Below are 20679 nucleotides of genomic sequence, written 5' to 3'. Positions count from 1 at the left end.
CGTTCTGGTGCCACTTGTTTAGCTATCCGAGTCGAATACGGGCCAACCGAGGGTTTAGCCTGATGGCACGGTAGTTGCCCTAGTCCTCAAAATTGAAGGAGTCGCTGCTCCCCACCGCGACGTGACACTACAGATTCGAAGGAATCATTCCTCCCATGTCCACCGATCGCACGGCGTCGTTGTCGCATTTCGCATTCATGCCGGTCCCCAACTTCACCATGATTGCGTTCACCAACGCGATCGAAGTCCTGCGCATGGCGAATTACCTGACGGGCCAAACGCTTTACCGCTGGTCGATCGTGAGCCCCGACGGCGGCCCGGTCATGGCTAGCAATGGTTTGTCGGTCGATACAGGACCGGTTGAATGCGTTGGCCAACCGGACATCGTGTTCGTGGTCGGCGGCATCGACGTGCAGCGCGCGACCACGCCCGCCCACCTTTCCGCACTGCGCCGCTTCGCCCGGTTGGGCTGCGTGCTCGGCAGCCTCTGCACCGGCACCTATGCGCTGGCGCGTGCCGGTCTGCTGGCGGGTTATGCGTGCGCGATTCACTGGGAAAACATGTCGGCGCTCAAGGAAGAGTTTCCCGACACACGTTTTCTGAAAGAACTGTTCGTGATCGATCGCGATCGCGTCACCTGCACGGGCGGCGTCGCGCCGCTCGACATGATGCTGAACCTGATCGCGCCGCGCGTCGGCACGGCACGCGTCACGCAGATCGCCGAGCAGTTCATCGTCGAACATGTGCGCGATACCAGCGCGCAACAGAAAATGCCGCTGGTGGCGCGGCTCGGTTCGGCCAACAAGTCGCTCTTCGAAGTGATCTCGCTGATGGAGAACAACATTGAAGAGCCGCTCTCGCGCGAAGAACTCGCGCGGCTCGCGGGCATGTCGCAACGGCAATTGCAGCGTCTGTTCCGCGAACATCTGGGCATGACGCCGACGCATTACTATCTGACGCTGCGTTTGCGGCGCGCGCGCGAGTTGCTGCTGCAAACCGATATGTCGATCATGCACATCACGATGGCGTGCGGCTTCCAGTCGGCTTGCCACTTCTCGAAGAGCTATCGCGATGCGTTTGGCACGGCGCCGACGCGCGAACGACGCAAGCAGGCGCCGTCGCTGGCTGCGGTGCCGGTGCTGGCGGCTTGATGACTGCTTGACGGCCTCGCTGGACTCGCTGTCCAGCCACAAAAACAAACGCGTTGAGCGGGTTTCCGTTCAACGCGTTTTTTTGTGGCTCGGCCTTTTCAGTTTCTGTTGGCCCAACTACCTTCCAGCACGACGTCGCAACACGAGACCGCGTATGCAGTCCCGCCTTCGCATCAGATCTGCCTCAAGCCGCCTTCAACAACCCATGCGGATCGATCACAAACTTCTTCGGCGCACCACCATCGAACTGGCGATAACCATCAGGCGCCTAATCGAGCGACACCACGGTCACGTTGACGATATCCGCGATCGGCAAACGGTCCCACAGGATCGCCTGCATGAGATTGTGGTTGTACTTCATGACTGGCGTCTGTCCGGTATGGAACGAGTGCGACTTGGCCCAGCCCAGACCGAAACGGATGCTCAGGCTGCCTTTGCGCGCGGCGGCATCGGCGGCGCCCGGATCGTCCGTGACGTAAAGGCCCGGAATGCCGATCGCGCCCGCGGCCCGCGTGATTTCCATCAGCGAATTGAGCACGGTGGCCGGCGCTTCCTCGTGCGAGCCGCTGCTGCCGTGCCCGTGCGCTTCGAAGCCGACGCAGTCCACCGCACAATCCACTTCGGGCTTGCCGAGAATCTGCTCGATCTGTTCGCCGAGCGTAGCGTCCTTGGACAGATCGATGGTCTGGAAGCCCATCTTGCGCGCGTGCGCGAGACGCTCCTCATTCATGTCGCCGACAATCGTGCAGGCCGCGCCCAGCAAGCGCGCCGAAGCGGCCGCCGCCATGCCCACCGGCCCCGCGCCCGCGATATACACGGTGGCGCCTGGTTTGACGCCCGCCATCACCGCGCCGTGATAGCCGGTCGGCAGAATATCGGAGAGACACGTGAGGTCGCGGATTTTCGCCATCGCCTGGGCATGGTCGGGGAATTTCAGCAGATTGAAGTCGGCGTACGGCACCAACACGTACTCGGCCTGGCCGCCGATCCAGCCGCCCATGTCCACGTAGCCATACGCGCCGCCGGCACGCGACGGATTCACGTTCAGGCACACGCCGGTGTGCTGCGCCTTGCAGGTCGGGCAGCGTCCGCAGGCCACGTTGAACGGCACCGAAACGAGATCGCCGACCTTGAGCGTTTCCACGTCACGGCCCACTTCGATCACCTCGCCGGTAATCTCGTGGCCGAGCACGAGGCCGACTTCCGCGGTCGTGCGGCCGCGCACCATGTGCTGATCGGAGCCGCAAATATTCGTGCTCACCACCTTGAGGATCACGCCGTGACCGATCGACCGGCCACGCGGATCGACCATCTTCGGATAGTCAATCGACTGCACTTCCACCTTGCCCTGCCCTAGATACACAACGCCGCGATTGCTGCTCATTGTCTGTCTCCATGTCTTGTGAGCGGCGCGCCTGTTCACAAGGCACGCCGTTCAACGAGCGTAGCGCCCGCTGAACAAAGCGCATGTGTCGAACGCGACATGGGTTTGGCCGTAACCGACACGACGAGCGGAGCCCGCGTCCATCTTGATGCAACCGGTTTTTTATTGATTGACCGTTCAATATAAAAAAACTACCATGGCCGCTCGAAATCACTCGGGCGGATCGTTTTCGTCTTCCGCGGCTCGCCCGAAGCCAACGCCAGCAACAACGCCCGCACCATGCCCAAACTCGGAATGCGCGAAATCCGCCGCGCGCAGCTGATCGACGCCACGCTTCTCACGATCGACCAGACCGGTCTCGCGGGGGCCACGCTGGCTTCGGTCGCGCAGCGCGCGAGCATTTCCACCGGTATCGTCAGCCACTATTTCGGCGACAAGGACGGTTTGCTCGAAGCCACCATGCGACACGTGCTGCGCGACTTGTGGCAGGCCACGTCGCGCCGGCGCCGGGCGGCGAAAGCGGACCCGCGCTCGAAACTTCGCGCGGTGGTCGCCGCGAATTTCGACGCCGAGCAGACCAGCGGCCCGGTCATGAAAACCTGGCTCGCGTTCTGGTCCGAGAGTATGCACAAGCCGCAGTTGCGGCGACTGCAATACGTGAACACGCGCCGTCTGAACTCGAATCTATGCGCGGATTTTTCCAAGGCCATGCCACGTGCGGCGGCGCGCCGCGCGGCAAGCGGCCTCGCGGCGCTGGTCGACGGCCTGTGGCTGCGCGGCGCGTTGTCGGGCGAGCCGTTCGACACCAAGGCCGCGCTGCGCGTGGCTAACGACTATATCGATCTGGTCCTCGCCTCGCGCGATTAATGACACAAGCAGACCGGCGACACATTCAGAAAGGAGCAAGTCATGGCGGTATTCGCAACGCAACGTCTCTATATCGGCGGCGGCTATGTCGACGCCAACAGCGGCGAAAGCTTCGACACGCTCGACCCCGCCACTGGCGAAACGCTCGCGAGCGTGCAGCAGGCCTCGGCGGCCGATGTCGATCGCGCGGTGCGATCCGCGCAGGAAGGCCAACGCGAATGGGCCGCGCTCACCGCCATGCAGCGCTCACGCATTCTGCGCCGCGCGGTGGAGCTTCTGCGCGAGCGCAACGACGAACTCGCCGCGCTCGAAACACGCGACACCGGCAAGCCGATTGCGGAAACCTTCGCGGTGGATATCGTCACCGGCGCGGACGTGATCGAGTACTACGCGGGGCTCGCCACTGCAATCGAAGGGCAGCAGATTCCGCTGCGGCCCACGTCGTTCGTCTATACGCGGCGCGAGCCGCTCGGCGTTTGCGCGGGCATCGGCGCATGGAACTACCCGATCCAGATCGCGTGCTGGAAGTCGGCGCCCGCGCTCGCGGCCGGCAATGCGATGATCTTCAAGCCAAGCGAGATTACGCCGTTGTCGGCGCTGAAACTCGCCGAGATCTATACCGAAGCCGGCGTGCCCGCAGGCGTGTTCAATGTCGTGCAAGGCGACGGACGCGTCGGTGCGATGCTCGCCGCGCATCCGGACATCGAGAAAATTTCGTTCACCGGCGGCGTGGAAACCGGCAAGAAGGTGATGTCGATGGCGGGCGCTTCGTCGCTGAAAGAAGTGACGATGGAACTCGGCGGCAAGTCGCCGCTGCTCGTATTCGACGACGCCAATCTCGAACGCGCCGCCGACATCGCGATGAGCGCCAACTTCTTCAGCTCCGGCCAGGTCTGCACCAACGGCACACGCGTGTTCGTGCAACGCGGCGTGCTTGAACGCTTCGAAGCGCTGGTGCTGGAACGCGTCAAGCGCATTCGCGTAGGCCCGCCCACCGACGCCGCCACCAACTTCGGCCCACTCGTCAGTGCCGCGCAATTGCACAAGGTGCTGGGCTACATCGAAAGCGGCAAGCAGGAAGGCGCGCGGCTCGCGGCCGGCGGCAAGCGTCTCACCGAAGGCCACTTCGGCAGCGGCCAATACGTCGAACCGACCGTGTTCGCGGACTGCCACGACGACATGCGCATCGTGCGCGAGGAAATCTTCGGCCCCGTGATGAGCATCCTCGCTTTCGACGACGAAGACGAAGCCATCGCGCGCGCGAACCGCACTGCTTACGGCCTTGCCGCGGGCGTCGTGACCGAGAACCTGGCGCGGGCGCATCGCGTGATTCATCGACTGGAAGCGGGCATCTGCTGGATCAATACGTGGGGCGAGTCGCCCGCGGAAATGCCGGTGGGCGGCTACAAGCAGTCGGGCGTGGGCCGCGAAAACGGCATCACCACGCTCGAACACTACACGCGCATCAAGTCCGTGCAGGTCGAACTCGGCCCGTATCAACCGGTGTTCTAAGGAGAGGCGCGATGGCTTCGAACGAATACGACTACATCATCGTGGGCGCGGGTTCGGCGGGCAATGTGCTCGCCTCGCGCCTGACCGAAGACGCGGACGTGACCGTGCTGCTGCTCGAAGCAGGCGGCCCCGACTACCGCTTCGACTTCCGCACGCAGATGCCGGCCGCGCTCGCCTATCCGCTGCAGGGACGCCGCTACAACTGGGCGTACGAAACGGACCCCGAGCCGCACATGAACAACCGGCGCATGGAATGCGGGCGCGGCAAGGGGCTCGGCGGGTCGTCGCTGATCAACGGCATGTGCTATATCCGCGGCAATGCGCTCGATTACGACGGCTGGGCCGCGCAAGCCGGTCTGGAAAACTGGACCTATCTGGATTGCCTGCCGTATTTCCGCAAGGCCGAAACGCGCGATGTCGGCGCGAACGCGTACCACGGCGGCGATGGCCCGGTGCACGTGACCACCAGCAAACCCGGCAACAACCCGCTCTTTGCCGCGATGGTCGACGCCGGTGTGCAGGCCGGCTTTCCACGCACCGACGATCTGAACGGCTATCAGCAGGAAGGCTTCGGCCCGATGGATCGCACGGTCACGGCGAACGGCCGGCGCGCCAGCACGGCGCGCGGCTATCTGGATCGCGCGAAGACGCGGCCGAATCTGACCATCGTCACGCATGCCGTGACGGATCGCGTGCTGTTCTCCGGCAAGCGCGCGGTCGGCGTCGCGTATCTGCATCATGGCAATGCGGTGACGGCGCAAGCGCGCCGCGAGGTGCTGGTGTGCAGCGGCGCGATCGCCTCGCCGCAATTGCTGCAGCGCTCGGGCGTGGGCCGCTCGACATGGCTGCGCGAACTCGACGTGCCGCTCGTTCACGATCTGCCGGGTGTCGGCGAAAACCTGCAGGACCATCTGGAGATGTATATCCAGTACGAGTGCAAGGAACCCGTTTCGCTCTACCCGGCGTTGCAGTGGTGGAATCAGCCGGCCATCGGACTCGAATGGATGATGAAGGGTACGGGCATCGGCGCGAGCAACCAGTTCGAAGCCGGCGGCTTCATCCGCACGCGCGACGACGATCTGTGGCCCAACATCCAGTATCACTTCCTGCCGGTCGCGATCAACTACAACGGTTCGAACGCGATCAAAATGCACGGCTTCCAGGCGCACGTCGGTTCGATGCGCTCGCCGAGCCGCGGGCGGGTGAAGCTCACGTCGCGCGATCCGAACGCGCATCCGAGCATCCTGTTCAACTACATGGCCGATCCGCTCGACTGGCGCGAGTTCCGCGACGGTATTCGGATCACGCGCGAGATCATGCGGCAACCGGCGCTCGACCGTTATCGCGGCCGCGAACTGAATCCCGGCGCCGATTTGGCTACCGACGAACAGCTCGACACCTTCGTGCGCATGCGGGCGGAGACGGCGTTTCATCCGTCGTGTTCGTGCAAGATGGGTTATGACGATATGGCCGTGGTGGACAACGAGGGGCGTGTGCACGGCATGCAAGGGCTGCGCGTGGTAGATGCGTCGATCATGCCGCGCATCACGACCGGCAATCTGAATGCGCCGACCATCATGCTGGCGGAGAAGATCGCCGACCGGATTCGCGGACGCGACGCGTTGGCGCGGGTGGACACGCCCTACTTCGTGGCCAACGGCGTGGCATCGAGAAAGCGGGAGATCGCGACGGTTTGAGGCCGCTGCCGGCCCACAAGTTTTTCTTTACCCTCGTGCAACTTATCCTCGATTGTCAACGTCTGGCAAAAGCCGGATAGTTCGGCCTCAACGCGCTCCGAATGATTCTGGAGCGCATCCGCCGACAGACATTCAAGGAAACGCGAGAGATGAAGTTCAAAGCCCTCAGCCTCACGGCGACCGTGATCTTTGCGTTGGCCGCTCCCATGAGCCACGCAGCGGATACCACGCAAGACGGCATCAAACGGACGGTCGACGCGGCGATCCGCCCGCTCATGGCGAAAGACGGTATTCACGGCATGGCGGTCGGCATCGTCGTTGGGGGCAAGCCTTATGTGTACGACTACGGCGTGGCGTCGACGGAAACGGGCAAGCCCGTGACACGGGACACGCTGTTCGAACTCGGCTCGATCAGCAAGACCTTCACGGCGACGCTGGCATCGTATGCGCAGGTCAGCGGTGATCTCTCGCTGTCGGATACGACGGGCAAATATCTGCCCGTGCTTCAGGGCAGCCAGTTCGGCAATCTGAAGCTCGTCAACCTGGGCACGCACACGCCAGGCGGATTGCCGTTGCAAGTGCCGGACGATATCCATAACGACGACGAACTCATGCAGTTTTTCAAGGCATGGAAGCCCAGTTGTGCGCCGGGCACGTGCCGGACTTACGCGAATCCCGGCATCGGTACGCTTGGCTTGATCACGGCAAAGAGCATGGGGCAGGATTTCACGCCGTTGATGGAACAGCGCGTGTTTCCCGCGCTGGGATTGAAGAACAGTTTCATCGACGTTCCGAAATCGCGGATGCCGGATTACGCGCAAGGCTATAAGAAGGACGGCGCGCCGATTCGCATGGCGCCTGGCGTGCTGTCCGCCGAAGCCTATGGCGTCAAGTCCACAGCCGCCGACATGACGCGCTTCATGCAAGCCAACATGAATCTGCTCCAGCTCGATGCGAAGTTGCAGCGCGCCATCACGGAGACGCACACCGGCTACTTCAAGGCTGGCGTGTTGACGCAGGATCTGATCTGGGAGCAATACGCGTATCCGGTCGCGTTGAAGACATTGCTGGCAGGCAATTCATCGACGATGGTTTTGAAGGCGACACCCGCGGTCGAAATCAAGCCGCCGCTCGCGCCCCGACAGGATGTCTGGATCAACAAGACCGGTTCGACCAATGGGTTCGGCGCGTACGTGGCTTTCGTTCCGGAGAAGCAGTTGGGCATTGTGATGCTCGCCAACAAGAACTTCCCGAACGAAGACCGGGTGGCGGCCGCCTATAAGGTTCTGACGGCGCTTGCCGAGCCCTCGCATTGAATAGGGCCGACTCGATCATGAACAACTTGCGTTGCGTGCCGCTGCTCGCCGCGATCCTCATGAATCTGCCTTCGGCCAATGCCGGCGAAAAGGCACCCGATGCCAAAGAGACCGTGGTGCTTCAGCGCGTCCCCGTTCCGGGAACCGATCGGGAAATGGGCATGGGTATCGCCGAATTTCCACCCAATGCCGCCAAGCCGAAGCACAAGGCAACCGGACCGGAGGTCACCTATGTTCTCGAAGGTGAAGTCACGGTGCAGGTCGAGGGTCGACCCGCGCAGATCGTTCACGCCGGCGAGAGTTACCGGATGCCGGCAAATGTCGTCCATGTAACGACTGCCGGACCGGCGGGCGCGAAAGTGTTGGCGACGTGGGCTTGGGTGCCTGGGAAGCCGTTTAATGTGCGGGTTCAGAATTGAGCGAATAGGAGTGCTGTTCGCACTGGAACGCACCATTGATTACGCGCCCAATCAACCTTCAATCCCGCACCGGACTCAACACCCCACGCGCATCCGTCTCAACCGCCTCGAACACCAGCGTCTCGAGCGCCAACCCGCGCGTCTCGATGCCGAGAATCCACACCGCCGCCGCCGCGATCACAAAACACATCGCGCCGAGCGAGAACACCCCGCCCTGGCCGAACATCGGCAGCACTACGCCCACCACGTACGGTCCGATCAGCGAACCCACGCGGCCTATCGCCGACGCAAAGCCCGAACCCGTCGCCCGCGCACCGGTCCCGTACAGCTCCGGCGTGTAGGTGTACAACACCGCCCACATCGCAAACAGGAAGAACTGCATCGCCAGCCCGGCGCAGATCAGCAAGGTCGGCGTCTGCGCGTGCAGCGCGGTTTGTCCATAAACGTAGGCCATCACCGCACTGCCCGCGAGCGACGCAATGCAAGTCGGCTTGCGTCCCCAACGTTCGACCAGCCACGCCGCGCAGATAAAACCGGGAATCCCACCAAGCGAAATCAGCACCGTGTACAGCACCGACTTCGTTACCGCAAAGCCTGCCTGTTGCATCAACGCGCCGAGCCATGACGTCAGCCCATAGAAACCGAGCAGCGCGAAGAACCACAGCGTCCACACCATAATCGTGCGACGCCGGTAAGCCATGCTCCAGATCTCGCGAAACGCCCCCGTGCCCTTCGCGGCCGGCGGCTCGGCGAGCATCGCCGGCGCGCGCAGCTGGCTGAGCCCGGCCGCTTTCATCACCTTCACTTCGACCTCGGCGAGAATCTTGTCCGCTTCACCGAGACGTCCGCGATGTTCGAGCCAACGCGGCGATTCCGGCACGACGCGGCGCACGATCAGCACGAACACCGCAGGAATCGCGAGCAACGCGAACTCCGTACGCCAGCCGAACGTCGGCAGCACGAAGTAGGACACCACGCCCGAGGCGATGAAACCGAGCGGCCAGAAGCCGTCCATCAGCGCAATCAGACGGCCGCGCGACGCAGCCGGCACGAACTCCGACAACAAGGTCTGCGCGATCGGAAACTCCATGCCCATACCGAAGCCGAGCAGCACGCGATAAAAGATCAACGCTTCGACGCTCTGCGCCGTCGAGCACAAATACGACGCGAGCCCCCACAACACCATGCTCCACTGAAACACCGGCCGGCGTCCGAAGCGATCCGCCAGCAACCCTGCAATCGCCGCGCCGATCACCATGCCGAAGAAGCTCGCGCTGGCCACCAGCCCCGCCGTCGCGGTGGATAAGCCAAATTCCGTCTTGATCGAACCGAGCACGAAGGTCATCGTGCCGAGATCGACGGAATCGAAAAAGAATGCGATGGCGATGATGATGAAAATGGTCCGGTGATAACCGGAGAACGGCAGTCGTTCGAGTCGGGCGGCTGCGCTCGCGCGCGGCTGATAAGCGGTAGACATGTCATCCCCTGGTTGATGCGGCGAGTGCCGCGTGAGTGCTCCGAGGCGTTTTCAGTAGACGCCGACATAAATCGGCCACATAGAAGAAATACGTCATCGGGATGGAACGGGTGCGTCGTTCCACACACGCGGATCGCGAGGCTTAGGACCGCAGACGCGCCCGCGCGGCGCCGGCAATGCGCACGAGCGCATCCGCGCTCAACCGTGCGGCGATTTTTTCGACGTATGCGTGGTGACGCGCCTGCAGCGGCGCGCCGAGTTGCTGCGCAAGCAGATAACGGATCAGCGCGATGCGCCTATGCCGCAGCACGATGCTCTGATCGAGCAGCGCGAGCGCGGCATGGGCATCGCCTTCGAGGCACGCGCGCTCGGTGAGACGCGCGGTGGCTAGACGTGTCGACGTCATGGCGATGATTCAACGCGAAAGGCGCGAGCGGTGTAGGGACTGCCGCTCGCCGCGCCTTACGACATCAGCGGCTCGGCCGCGTCGAGCATGATCTTGACGAAGTAGTCCGCAAAGCTGCGGCGCACGACAATGTCGAAACTGCTCGCACCGGTGGGCAGCAACGTCATCGATGCCTTGAAATAGTGGCTCTGCGCGCATTGCCCTTCGCCAAACAGCTTGGGATGCAAATCGAGCGGACAACCGCGCGACAGCACTTCACGCGTGCGCGTGCCGCTGATTTCTAGCACCGTATAACCGCTGCCGATATCCACCGCCGACGCGAACAGGCCCGCGAACACAGCGCCGAGTTTCGCCTGCAGCGGAGCGGTACGCGTCGCGTCGTGCGCGGCGGCCGAGCGCACCAGCCACTCGTCCGGGCCGAGCCACATCACGTCGTAGCCGTTGCCGCGCGCCACCGTGTTCGCCTTTTCAGGCGGACGGCAGCCGATCACACTCTCCACCGCGCGCACGAACGCGGCGTCACGCGTATCGCCGCGCACGTTCACGAGTTCCAGGAACGGCCGCTCGCTCAACCTGAACGCGGCGGATGCCGTCGCCTGATGCTTCTTCAGCAGCGCGTCCGCGCCCACCAGCGGCGACTCCTGCCATACGCCGGTCTGCTTGCCGACAGCACGATCCACGACCGACGCCGTCCCTCTGGTTTCATTCCACATGTTGACGTGCTCCTTCGCTGTCGTAGAACACCGAACTGGTGACCTTCGCTGCAATCTGTTTGCCGCTCGAAAGCGGAATCGTGACCGTTTCGCCGATCTTGTCGAGGCCGCCCTTCACGACCGCCATCGCGATCGAACGCTTCAGGATCGGGCTGTAATAGCTCGACGTGACGTGGCCGAGCATCGCCGCCGTCTCGCCCTGGAACGGACCCGCAACGATCTGCGAACCCTCGGGTATCACGAACGACGGGTCGTCCGAGAGCAGGCCGACCAGTTGCTTGCGCCCTGCCTTCGCCGTATCCGAGCGGGTCAGCGAACGCTTGCCGAGAAAGTCCTTCGACTTCGCGACGAGGCCGCCCATGCCGAGATCGTACGGCGTCATCGAACCGTCCGTATCCTGGCCGACGATGATGTAGCCCTTCTCCGCGCGCAGCACGTGCATCGTTTCGGTGCCGTACGGCGTGATGTCGAACTCCGCGCCCGCGGCCATCAGCGCTTCCCACACCGCGCGTCCGACGTTGGCCGGCACGTTCACTTCATAAGCGAGTTCGCCCGAGAAGCTGATGCGCATCACACGCGAGGCCGCACCAGCAACGGTGCCTTCGCGATAGCTCATGAACGGAAACGCCGCGTTCGCGAAGTCGATGTCCTGGCAGACCTTCTGCAGCACCTTGCGGCTGTTCGGGCCGACCACGGCGAAGGTCGCCCAATGATCCGTCACCGACGCGAGCCGCACGCGCATGTCCGGCCATTCGGTTTGCAGCCAGCGTTCGAGCCACGTCAGCACGCGTGCCGCGCCGCCGGTGGTGGTCGTCATCATGTAGTGCTGGTCGGCGAGGCGCACGGTCACGCCGTCGTCGAAGATCATGCCGTTTTCGTCGAGCATCAGGCCGTAGCGGCACTTGCCGACTTCCAGCTTGCTCCACGGATTCGTGTAGACCCAGTTCAGCAGCTTCGCCGAATCAGGGCCCTGGATGTCGATCTTGCCGAGCGTCGAGGCGTCGAGAATGCCGACGCTCGTACGCACCGCGAGCGATTCACGCGCCACCGCCGCGTGCATGTCTTCGCCCGCTTTCGGGTAGTACCACGGACGCTTCCAGTTGCCCACATCCTCGAAGGCCGCGCCGTTTTCCACGTGCCATTCGTGCACCGCCGTCTTGCGCACCGGGTCGAGAAACTCGCCCAGCTCGCGGCCGGCAAACGTGCCGAAGGTGACGGGCGTGTAGTTCGGCCGGAAGGTCGTCGTGCCGGTCTCGGGAATCGTCTTACCGAGCGCCTGCGCGAGAATCGCCATGCCGTTGATGTTGCCGAGCTTGCCCTGGTCGGTGCCGAAACCCATCGCCGTATAGCGTTTTACGTGTTCGACCGATTCGAAGCCCTCGCGCGCCGCGAGGAAAATATCCGCGGCGGACACGTCGTTCTGGAAATCGATGAACTGCTTCGGCCCGCGCGTAGCCAACTCGCGACCACCGACCAGCCACAGCGGCTGCATCTTCGCTTCCATGATCTCGGCCACCTGCACCGGATTCGGCCGCGCGACGATAAAGCCCGCCGCGCGCGCCGCCTCGATGCCGGCATCGACCGCAAAGCGGATGCCCTGGCCCAGCGTGAAGTCGCCTGCACACGCGCCGACGCTCGTCTCCGGCTGCATCGCCTTGCCCGGCACGAAGCAGGCCTTCTCGTCATGCCAGTGGGCCTTGCCGCCCGACTGCGCGAACAGGTGCAGCACCGGGCTCCAGCCGCCGGACATCGCGAGCAGATCGCAGGACAGTTCGCCCTGCTTCGCACCGACCTGTCCGTTGGAATACGGTGCGACGTCCACCGAGGCCACGCGCAGTTTGCCGTGCGCCGCCGTGATCACGACGCCGTTCATCACCTTGACGCCATAGCGCCGTGCGAGCGCGGGCAGCGTGCCCTTCGATTCGCTCGCGCGCGGATCGACTACCGTCACCTGGGCGCCGGCCGATTTCAGATCGAGCGCGCACTGGTAGCCATCGTCGTTGTTGGTGAACACCACGGCGTTGCGGCCCGGCAGCACCGCATAGCGATGCAGATAGGTCGACACGGCTGACGCCAGCATCACGCCGGGCAGATCGTTGTTGCCGAACACGATGGGCCGCTCATGCGCGCCGGTCGCGAGAATCACGCGTTTCGCGCGAATCTTCCACATCAGTTCGCGCGTGCCCTTGCGCTGCGACACCGGCAGATGCTCGGTGAGCCGCTGCGTCACCGTCACGAGGTTGTGGTCCTGATAGCCGAACGCGGTGCTGCGGCACAGGATCTTCACGTCGGGCATTTGCCGCAGTTCGTCTTCGATCTTCTGCACCCATTGCAGCGCGGGCTTGCCGTCGATCTCCGCGCGGCACGACAGCAGCGAGCCACCGAGTTCCGGCTGATCGTCAATCAGTGTCACGCGCGCGCCGGACAACGCGGCGGCATGCGCGGCCGCGAGGCCGGTCGGGCCGCCGCCCACCACCAGCACGTCGCAATGCGCAAAGCACTTGTCGTAGCGGTCCGCGTCCGTGTGTTCCGGCGCCTTGCCGAGACCGGCGGCGTCGCGGATCACTTCTTCATACTTCGGCCAGAATTTGCGCGGCCACATGAAGGTCTTGTAGTAGAAGCCCGCCGGAATGAAGCGCGCGAACTTCTGATTGACCGCCATGCGGTCTTTCTCGATGCTCGGCTTCGCGTTCACGCTTGTGGCCACCAGGCCCTGATACAGCTCGACTTCGGTGGCTCGCGCATTCGGCACCGTGTACGCGCCGGTTTCGAGTTGCACGACGGCATTCGGCTCTTCCACCCCCGCGGTGACGATGCCGCGCGGCCGGTGGTATTTCCAGCTGCGCGCGACGAAATGCTCGCCGTTCGCGAGCAGCGCCGAAGCCAGCGTGTCGCCCTGATAGCCCTGGTACTGGCGGCCGTTGAAGGTGAACGTCAGCGGCATTGCGCGATTGATGCGCCCGCCGTTGGGGAGTCGGTCTTTCTGGCTCATGATGCCTTGCCCTCTTGTGCCTTGTTCTGTGCTTTAGCGTCAGTGCTGTCCATGGCGAGCAAAGGACGCTCGAACGTCTCGTAGCCCTGGATCTCGTAGCTCACCGTGTCGCGCTGCGCCTTGAACCAGCGGCGGCAGCCTTGCGTATGCATCCATTGCTCGCGATGCACGCCGCGCGAGTTCTTGCGCATGAACAGGTAGTCGCCCCATTCCTTGTCGGTAAGTTTCTCGGTGTCGAGCGGACGGGCAATGTCCGCTTCGCCGCCGCAGGAAAATTCGGTTTCGGCGCGTGGCCCGCACCACGGGCATTCGATCAATAGCATCTCGTTCTCCTAGTCGCAGTGCGTAGCGTTAGTGGGCAACAGCGGCGGCGCCGTGTTCGTCGATCAGGTGGCCGGTATAGAAACGCTCCAGCGAGAACGGCGCGTTCAGCGGATGCGGCTCATCCTTCGCAATGGTGTGCGCATAAGCCCACCCGGAACCCGGCGTCGCCTTGAAGCCACCCGTGCCCCAGCCGCAATTGAAGTACAGCCCCTTCACATCGGTCTTGCTGATGATCGGGCACGCGTCGGGCGACACATCCACGATGCCGCCCCACTGGCGGTTCATCCGCACCCGCGAGAACACTGGGAACATTTCGACGATCGCTTCAAGCGTGCCTTCGATAATCTGAAAACTGCCGCGCTGACCAAAACCCGTGTACTGGTCGACGCCCGCGCCGATCACCAGATCGCCCTTGTCGGACTGGCTGATATACGCGTGCACCGCGTTCGACATCACCACGGTGTTGACCACCGGCTTGATCGGTTCCGACACCAGCGCCTGCAACGGATGGCTCTCCAGCGGCAACCGCACGCCGGCCATGTCGGCGAGTGACGAGGTATTGCCCGCCGCCACGATCGCGACTTTCTTCGCCTTGATGAAACCCTTCGTGGTGTCCACGCCGATCACCTGGCTGCCATTGCGGCGAATGCCCGTCACCTGGCAGTTCTGCACGATATCGACACCGGCCTGATCCGCGCCGCGCGCGAAACCCCATGCCACCGCATCGTGACGCGCCACGCCGCCGCGCCGCTGGATCGACGCGCCGAGCACCGGATAGCGGCTGTTCAGATTGATGGTCGGCTCGATTTCCTTGATCTGCGCGGGCGTGAGAAATTCGGCGTCCACGCCGTTCAGCCGGTTCGCATTCACGCGGCGCTCGGTGTCGCGCACGTCCTGCAACGTGTGCGCGAGGTTCATCACACCGCGCTGGCTGAACATCACGTTGTAGTTCAGATCCTGCGAGAGCCCTTCCCACAGCTTCATCGCTTTTTCGTAGAGCGCGGCCGACTCGTCCCACAGATAGTTCGAGCGCACGATGGTCGTATTGCGCGCCGTATTACCGCCGCCGATCCAGCCCTTCTCCAGCACGGCGACATTGCGCACGCCGTGTTCCTTGGCGAGGTAATACGCCGTGGCGAGACCATGCCCGCCGCCGCCGACGATCACGACGTCGTACTCACGCTTGGGCTCGGGGCTCTTCCACTGTCGCTCCCAGTTCTCGTGATACGACATCCCGTTGCGCAACAGGCTGAATATCGAATAGCGGCTCATCGTGGGTCCTTGTTGGTGCTGTCTTTACTGGTGTTTCGTATTGGCTAAAAGCGGAATCAACACTCGATGACGTTCACGGCCAACCCGCCGCGCGACGTCTCCTTGTATTTCGTCTTCATGTCCGCGCCGGTTTCGCGCATCGTCTTGATCACGTTGTCGAGCGACACGTAATGCTGGCCATCGCCTTTCATTGCCATGCGCGCGGCGTTCAACGCCTTGATCGCGCCCATCGCGTTACGTTCGATGCACGGAATCTGCACGAGCCCGCCGACCGGGTCGCAGGTCATGCCGAGGTTGTGTTCCATGCCGATTTCAGCGGCGTTTTCGACTTGCGTCGGCGTGCCGCCCATGACGGCGGCGAGCGCCGCGGCGGCCATCGAGCACGCCACGCCGACTTCGCCCTGGCAACCCACTTCGGCGCCGGAAATCGACGCCGTTTCCTTATAGATGATGCCGATCGCCGCGGCCGTCAGCAGGAAGTTGACGATGCCGTCGTCGTTCGACGCATGCATGAACTTCACGTAGTAGTGCAGCACGGCGGGAATCACGCCGGCCGCGCCGTTGGTCGGCGCCGTAACGACGCGCCCGCCCGCCGCGTTTTCTTCGTTGACGGCCATTGCGTACAGGTTGACCCAGTCGAGCATGGAGAGCGGATCGCGCAGCGACTCTTCCGAGCGCGAACGCAATTGCCCGCATAAATCGGCGGCGCGGCGCTTCACATGCATCGGACCGGGCAACTCGCCGCGCACCTTGCAGCCGCGTTCGACGCACGCGGACATGGTGCGCCAGATCGCCAGCAAGCCTTCGCGCACTTCGTGTTCGGGACGCGCCGCGCATTCGTTGCGCAACGTGATCTGCGCAATCGACAAACCGGTCTCGCGGCAAACGCGCATCAGATCGTCGCCGGTACGAAACGGATACGGCACGTCCGCGCCGGCGCGCACGCCGTTCACGCGATCGCCTTCGCGATTCACCACGAAGCCGCCGCCGATCGAGTAATACTCCTTCTCCACCAGCAGTTGGCCGTTTTCGTCGAAAGCCTGAAAGCGCATGCCGTTCGGATGCACGATGCCCGAACCCGGCGCGCCCGGCATCAGCTTGCGGAAAAAGCCGAGATGCTCGCGCTCGTCGAATTTCACGGGATGCTTGCCGAGCAGCACCAGTTGTTTGGTCGCGCGGATTGTCTGCAGGCGCGGCTCGATCACGTCCGGGTCGATAGAATCGGGCAGATTGCCTTCGAGTCCCAGCAACACCGCCTTGTCCGTGCCGTGCCCCTTGCCGGTCGCGCCGAGCGAGCCGAACAGGTCGGCCTTCACGCCGCGCACGAAGCCGAGCAGATTCGCGTCTTCGATATGCGAAGCGAAGCGGCATGCAGCGATCATCGGCCCCACGGTGTGCGAGCTTGAAGGACCGATACCGATCTTGAACAGATCGAAGACGCTGACGTTCATGGCGTGCCTTGTGCGTTGCGATGCCTTGGGTGGATTTGCCTCTATTGCACCGCACGTCAAATTGAATCGATAGAATAAAAACGGCATGACAGTGGGATAGTGGCGTCAACGGGCCCGCCGGCAAAGGTCCGCGGCGTATTTACGAAGACTTCTGACGCATTTGCGACATGCGTCCGGCTTGCGGCTGGCGATGCTGACGATGCCGGGCGCGCAACCGGTCATGCCGCCGGCACGCCCGGACGCGGTGGCCGCCGTCCCCGGTGCTATGCTTGATCCAACCCTTACCCTTGCTGGCTGCATGCATGAATTCCGCTGAACCGCTTCCCCCTCAATCGATTGACGGCACCTCGAAGCAGCGCATCCGCTTCGGCATCATCCTGTTGCCGAATTTCACGCTGACGGCGTTTTCGGGTTTCGTCGACCTGCTGCGCCTGTCCGCGGACGAAGGCGATTTCAGCAAGCCCGTGCGCTGTTCGTGGAGCGTGATAGGGGAAACCCTTGCTCCGGTACGCGCCAGTTGCGGCATCCAGATCACGCCGTGGGAGACATTCGACAGCGCCGAGCCGTTCGACTACGTCGTGGTGGTGGGCGGTCTGCTGCATTCCGGGCCCGCCGCGAACGACGCCACGCTTGCCTTCATCCGCCGCGCCGCCGCCACCGATGCGACGCTCGTCGGCATGTGCACGGGCGTGTTCTCGCTGATGCGCGCGGGCGTGCTCGAAGGCCACCGCATTTGCGTGAGCTGGTTTCACTACTGGGATTTCATCGAACGCTTTCCCTCGGTCAACGAGGAAGCGCTGGTGGCCGACCGGCTGTTCGTGATCGACCGCCGGCGCATTACGTGTTCCGGCGGACGCGCGTCGATCGACGTGGCCGCCGCGATCCTGCTGCGTCATTTCGAAACCGCCACGGTGCAGAAGGCGCTGCGCATTCTGCTCGTCGACGACATGCAGAAAGGCAACGCGCCGCAGCCGCATCCACCGGGCCTCGCGCCCGCTGCGCATCCGAAGGTGAAACGCGCGATTCTGTTGATGGAGCAGCACGTGGGCCGTTCGCTGTCGCTCGATGAACTTGCGGGGAAGCTCGATCTTTCGCCGCGTCAGTTGGAGCGGCTCTTCAAGGCGCAAACGGGTAAGGCGCCGCAGGCCTACGCGAAGCAGGTGCGTTTGCGAACCGCCGCGTGGTTGCTCACGAGTTCGGATAAGACCGTGGCCGACATTGCGTCGAGTTGCGGGTTTTCCGATGCCTCGCATCTGGGCCGCGAATTCCGCAAGCAATTCGGATTGCCGCCGATGATGTATCGCGAGCAGCGCGGCACAGCGGCGGAAGCGGAAGATAGTGGGGATTATGACGAGACGTTTCCGGGACGGGCGCGGGCGATTTGAGGGTGTCTGTGGCACGTGTGAAATGCTCGCAAATTAATACCACTCGAATGCGAATTTTATTGAGCGTTTCGGCACTCTGCGCCATCACAATAAATCTTGACACATCGGCGTGAACGTAAGGCGTATGCTGCACCATTCATAAACCACACTGCGCTAATTCACGGCACTGGTATTCAATGGGCGGGACTCGCTGAAGGTGTAAGTGGCGGTATGACACCGGCGCGAGCGTCACCGGTTTGATTGGCGTTACCACTGAGTCACGCGGCGGTGCCCCCGACGATCTCACCGGCGCGCTCGGTTCGTTCAACTTCTACGCTGCCATTGGACATGGCCGCCTCTCCAGAGACGTTAATTCGCGGAAAACAACAGCCGAGGTGACCGGTATCTGGGTGTATGTGAAAGACAACTACACATTCACCGACAACGAGCAAGATGATCGATCACAGTATCTGGGTCATTGGAGCCGCGATGGCGTTATCGTCATGCCACTCGACGCTGCCGCAGCAATCTCTTCTATCCCCTACATCGAATCCCCGGTCACCCTTCCTTATATCGACGCATCCGTCACAATAGGCAACCCAGTTATCAAGGGCAACGTCTACTACCCGGTGCACAACAGCGACTTTCGACAGTGGGCGATCAAGCATCAGCAGGGCGGCGACTTTGTTGTTTTCTCTGATCGTCGTTTTGTTCCGGTCGCACCTCCAGTCAAGGTGTACCTATGAGGCTTGACTACGGTGCTGCGACTGGTGCGCTGATCGGCGCACTAGTTGCGGTTGTTGTCATCATTGCTGTGCTAGTCGAGTGGATCACTTCAAAAGACAAGTCGCGCGCATGGATCGCGAGGTTTGCCGGGCCGACGGCGATAGTTGTCGTCATCGGCGTGCTTTATTTCGGCCTTTTTAATCATACGCCGCACGGCACCGAATGTCAGAAATCGACATCTCCAGACGGCTTGTACGTGGGTGAACGTTGTCTATTAGATTGGGTTCCAGGCGGAAACTCCGAATACGTTGGCAGGGTTTTAGATGCAAAGAACGGGAAGCTGCTTGCGCAGCATACCTTTAGCACGCCAGTCCCTGACCTGTCCTGGTCTTCCGGCGTGACCTATTCCTTGGAACCTGATGGACCTCTCCGTTATATCGGTCCTTCCGCTGGATTTTCGATAGGGGACGGCGGCGACGACTCCGCGTATATCTCGCTCCCGCCCTCGATGTGGGACCGTTTGCTGGCAGCACGTCCGCGCTTATAACGGAAGATGTTGATGGCTAAACGGTCAAGTCAGACCGCTTAGCCAGCCCCGCACGGCCCCAGCCCTAACGCTGCCCTTCTCACCACTCACTTCCCCGCTACATACGCCTTCACAGCCGGCAACCCATCCTTCCCGTCATACGTCTTCACCCCCGCCAGCCACTTGTCGAGCACCGCCGGATTCGCCTTCAGCCATTCGCGCGCGGCCTTGTTCGGATCGGTCTTGTTCATGATGGGCAGCATCACGTGATTCTCGATATCGGTCGTGAACTGCAGGTTCGACACCAGCTTCGCCACGTTCGGGCAGCGCGCCGAATAGTCGCTCGGCGTGACCGTCAGCACTTTCGCTTCGCCGTAATTCGGGCCGAACACAGCATCGCCGCCGGACAGATAATCGATCTTCATCTGCACGTTCATCGGATGCGGTTCCCAACCGAGAAAAACGATCGGCTTCTTGTCGCGGATCGAGCGGTTCACCTCGACCAGCATGCCTGCCTCGCTCGACTCCACCAGCTTGAACTTGCCGAGCCCGTATTGATTGCTGTCGATCATCTTCTTGATCAACGCATTGCCGTCGTTACCCGGCTCGATCCCGTAGATCTTGCCGTCGAGCTTGTCGTAGTTCTTCGCGATGTCCGCGAACGTTTTAATGCCGGACTGGTACGCGTAATCGGGCACCGCAAGCGTGTATTTCGCGCCGGTCAGATTCGGCGTGGGCAACACGCTGAGTTGGCCGGACTTCCTGAACGGGTCGATCATCGGGTCCATGGTCGGCGACCAGTAGCCGAGGAACACGTCGATCTGCTTGCTCTTCACACCGGCGAAGGTGATCGGCACCGAGGCGATCGTCTTGGTCGGCTTGTAGCCGAGCCCTTCGAGCACGGTCGATGCAAGCCCCGTGGTCGCAGCGATATCGGTCCAGCCGACATCGGCGAACCGGACGTCGCGGCAGGTGGCGGGTTCCGCGGCAAACACAGACGACACAGACAGCGCGCATAACGACGCAGCCCACAAACGTTTCATGGCGTTCCCTCAGGGTGATTGATGTTTGACTGGTTCTGA

Annotated in this window: 17 protein-coding genes and 1 pseudogene; 9 read left to right on the top strand and 9 right to left on the bottom strand. The window is 62.7% G+C overall.

Annotated elements, in window-relative coordinates:
• Nucleotides 1-155 precede the first annotated feature (155 nt).
• Entirely contained in the window at nucleotides 156-1151 is a 996-nt protein-coding gene (locus tag P0D73_RS29290; protein WP_408433988.1) for a GlxA family transcriptional regulator, read from the top strand.
• Between the two features lie 184 nt (nucleotides 1152-1335).
• Here P0D73_RS29290 and fdhA read toward each other — a convergent pair.
• Nucleotides 1336-2535 (bottom strand): annotated as a pseudogene (gene fdhA / locus P0D73_RS29285) (formaldehyde dehydrogenase, glutathione-independent).
• A 279-nt stretch (nucleotides 2536-2814) separates the two neighbouring features.
• On the opposite strand from fdhA, the gene betI reads away from it, so the two are divergent.
• The 5 genes from betI to P0D73_RS29260 all read left to right on the top strand — a co-directional run bounded on the left by betI (nucleotide 2815) and on the right by P0D73_RS29260 (nucleotide 8346).
• Nucleotides 2815-3402 carry a transcriptional regulator BetI gene (gene betI / locus P0D73_RS29280; protein WP_408433985.1) on the top strand — a complete coding sequence of 196 codons (588 nt, stop codon included), beginning with the start codon at nucleotides 2815-2817 and terminating at the stop codon, nucleotides 3400-3402.
• Between the two features lie 42 nt (nucleotides 3403-3444).
• Nucleotides 3445-4914, top strand: a complete 1470-nt coding sequence (gene betB, locus P0D73_RS29275) for a betaine-aldehyde dehydrogenase (protein ID WP_408433982.1) — start codon at nucleotides 3445-3447, stop codon at nucleotides 4912-4914.
• A gap of 11 nt (nucleotides 4915-4925) precedes the next feature.
• Nucleotides 4926-6611 (top strand): choline dehydrogenase, encoded by a 1686-nt coding sequence (betA, locus tag P0D73_RS29270; protein ID WP_408433979.1) that lies wholly within the window; start codon nucleotides 4926-4928, stop codon nucleotides 6609-6611.
• A 149-nt stretch (nucleotides 6612-6760) separates the two neighbouring features.
• On the top strand, nucleotides 6761-7927 hold the full coding sequence (gene ampC, locus P0D73_RS29265; RefSeq protein WP_408433976.1) for a class C beta-lactamase: 1167 nt from the start codon (nucleotides 6761-6763) through the stop codon (nucleotides 7925-7927).
• A gap of 17 nt (nucleotides 7928-7944) precedes the next feature.
• Nucleotides 7945-8346 carry a cupin domain-containing protein gene (locus P0D73_RS29260; RefSeq protein WP_408179150.1) on the top strand — a complete coding sequence of 134 codons (402 nt, stop codon included), beginning with the start codon at nucleotides 7945-7947 and terminating at the stop codon, nucleotides 8344-8346.
• 58 nt (nucleotides 8347-8404) lie between these two features.
• Here P0D73_RS29260 and P0D73_RS29255 read toward each other — a convergent pair whose 3' ends face one another.
• From P0D73_RS29255 to P0D73_RS29225, 7 genes are all read right to left on the bottom strand, one after another.
• On the bottom strand, nucleotides 8405-9823 hold the full coding sequence (locus P0D73_RS29255; RefSeq protein ID WP_408179149.1) for an MFS transporter: 1419 nt from the start codon (nucleotides 9821-9823) through the stop codon (nucleotides 8405-8407).
• A 142-nt stretch (nucleotides 9824-9965) separates the two neighbouring features.
• Entirely contained in the window at nucleotides 9966-10229 is a 264-nt protein-coding gene (locus P0D73_RS29250) for a hypothetical protein (protein WP_408179148.1), read from the bottom strand.
• Nucleotides 10230-10285: 56 nt separating this feature from the next.
• Nucleotides 10286-10942: a sarcosine oxidase subunit gamma gene (locus P0D73_RS29245; protein WP_408179147.1), complete on the bottom strand. Its 657-nt coding sequence runs from the start codon at nucleotides 10940-10942 to the stop codon at nucleotides 10286-10288.
• Entirely contained in the window at nucleotides 10932-13934 is a 3003-nt protein-coding gene (locus P0D73_RS29240) for a sarcosine oxidase subunit alpha family protein (RefSeq protein ID WP_408288590.1), read from the bottom strand. Before P0D73_RS29240 ends, P0D73_RS29245 begins: the two co-directional genes overlap by 11 nt.
• On the bottom strand, nucleotides 13931-14257 hold the full coding sequence (locus P0D73_RS29235) for a sarcosine oxidase subunit delta (RefSeq protein ID WP_132377090.1): 327 nt from the start codon (nucleotides 14255-14257) through the stop codon (nucleotides 13931-13933). Before P0D73_RS29235 ends, P0D73_RS29240 begins: the two co-directional genes overlap by 4 nt.
• Nucleotides 14258-14285: 28 nt before the next feature.
• Entirely contained in the window at nucleotides 14286-15530 is a 1245-nt protein-coding gene (locus tag P0D73_RS29230; protein WP_132377089.1) for a sarcosine oxidase subunit beta family protein, read from the bottom strand.
• A 56-nt stretch (nucleotides 15531-15586) separates the two neighbouring features.
• Nucleotides 15587-16981 (bottom strand): L-serine ammonia-lyase, encoded by a 1395-nt coding sequence (locus P0D73_RS29225; RefSeq protein ID WP_408433972.1) that lies wholly within the window; start codon nucleotides 16979-16981, stop codon nucleotides 15587-15589.
• Between the two features lie 302 nt (nucleotides 16982-17283).
• Between P0D73_RS29225 and P0D73_RS29220 the strand changes: the two genes are divergently transcribed.
• From P0D73_RS29220 to P0D73_RS29210, 3 genes are all read left to right on the top strand, one after another.
• Complete coding sequence (locus P0D73_RS29220; RefSeq protein WP_408433969.1) at nucleotides 17284-18366, top strand: GlxA family transcriptional regulator; 1083 nt, start codon at nucleotides 17284-17286, stop codon at nucleotides 18364-18366.
• A gap of 236 nt (nucleotides 18367-18602) precedes the next feature.
• Nucleotides 18603-19091, top strand: coding sequence for a DUF6402 family protein (locus tag P0D73_RS29215; protein ID WP_408433966.1), 489 nt, complete (start codon nucleotides 18603-18605; stop codon nucleotides 19089-19091).
• Nucleotides 19088-19618: a hypothetical protein gene (locus tag P0D73_RS29210; RefSeq protein ID WP_408433963.1), complete on the top strand. Its 531-nt coding sequence runs from the start codon at nucleotides 19088-19090 to the stop codon at nucleotides 19616-19618. Before P0D73_RS29215 ends, P0D73_RS29210 begins: the two co-directional genes overlap by 4 nt.
• 86 nt (nucleotides 19619-19704) lie before the next feature.
• Here the strand turns inward: P0D73_RS29210 and P0D73_RS29205 are convergent, their stop codons facing one another.
• Complete coding sequence (locus P0D73_RS29205; RefSeq protein WP_132377085.1) at nucleotides 19705-20640, bottom strand: choline ABC transporter substrate-binding protein; 936 nt, start codon at nucleotides 20638-20640, stop codon at nucleotides 19705-19707.
• Nucleotides 20641-20679 lie beyond the last annotated feature (39 nt).

Source organism: Paraburkholderia sp. RL18-101-BIB-B (assembly GCF_046026985.1).
Lineage (GTDB): Bacteria > Pseudomonadota > Gammaproteobacteria > Burkholderiales > Burkholderiaceae > Paraburkholderia.
This window is presented reverse-complemented; position numbering and strand designations above follow the sequence as displayed.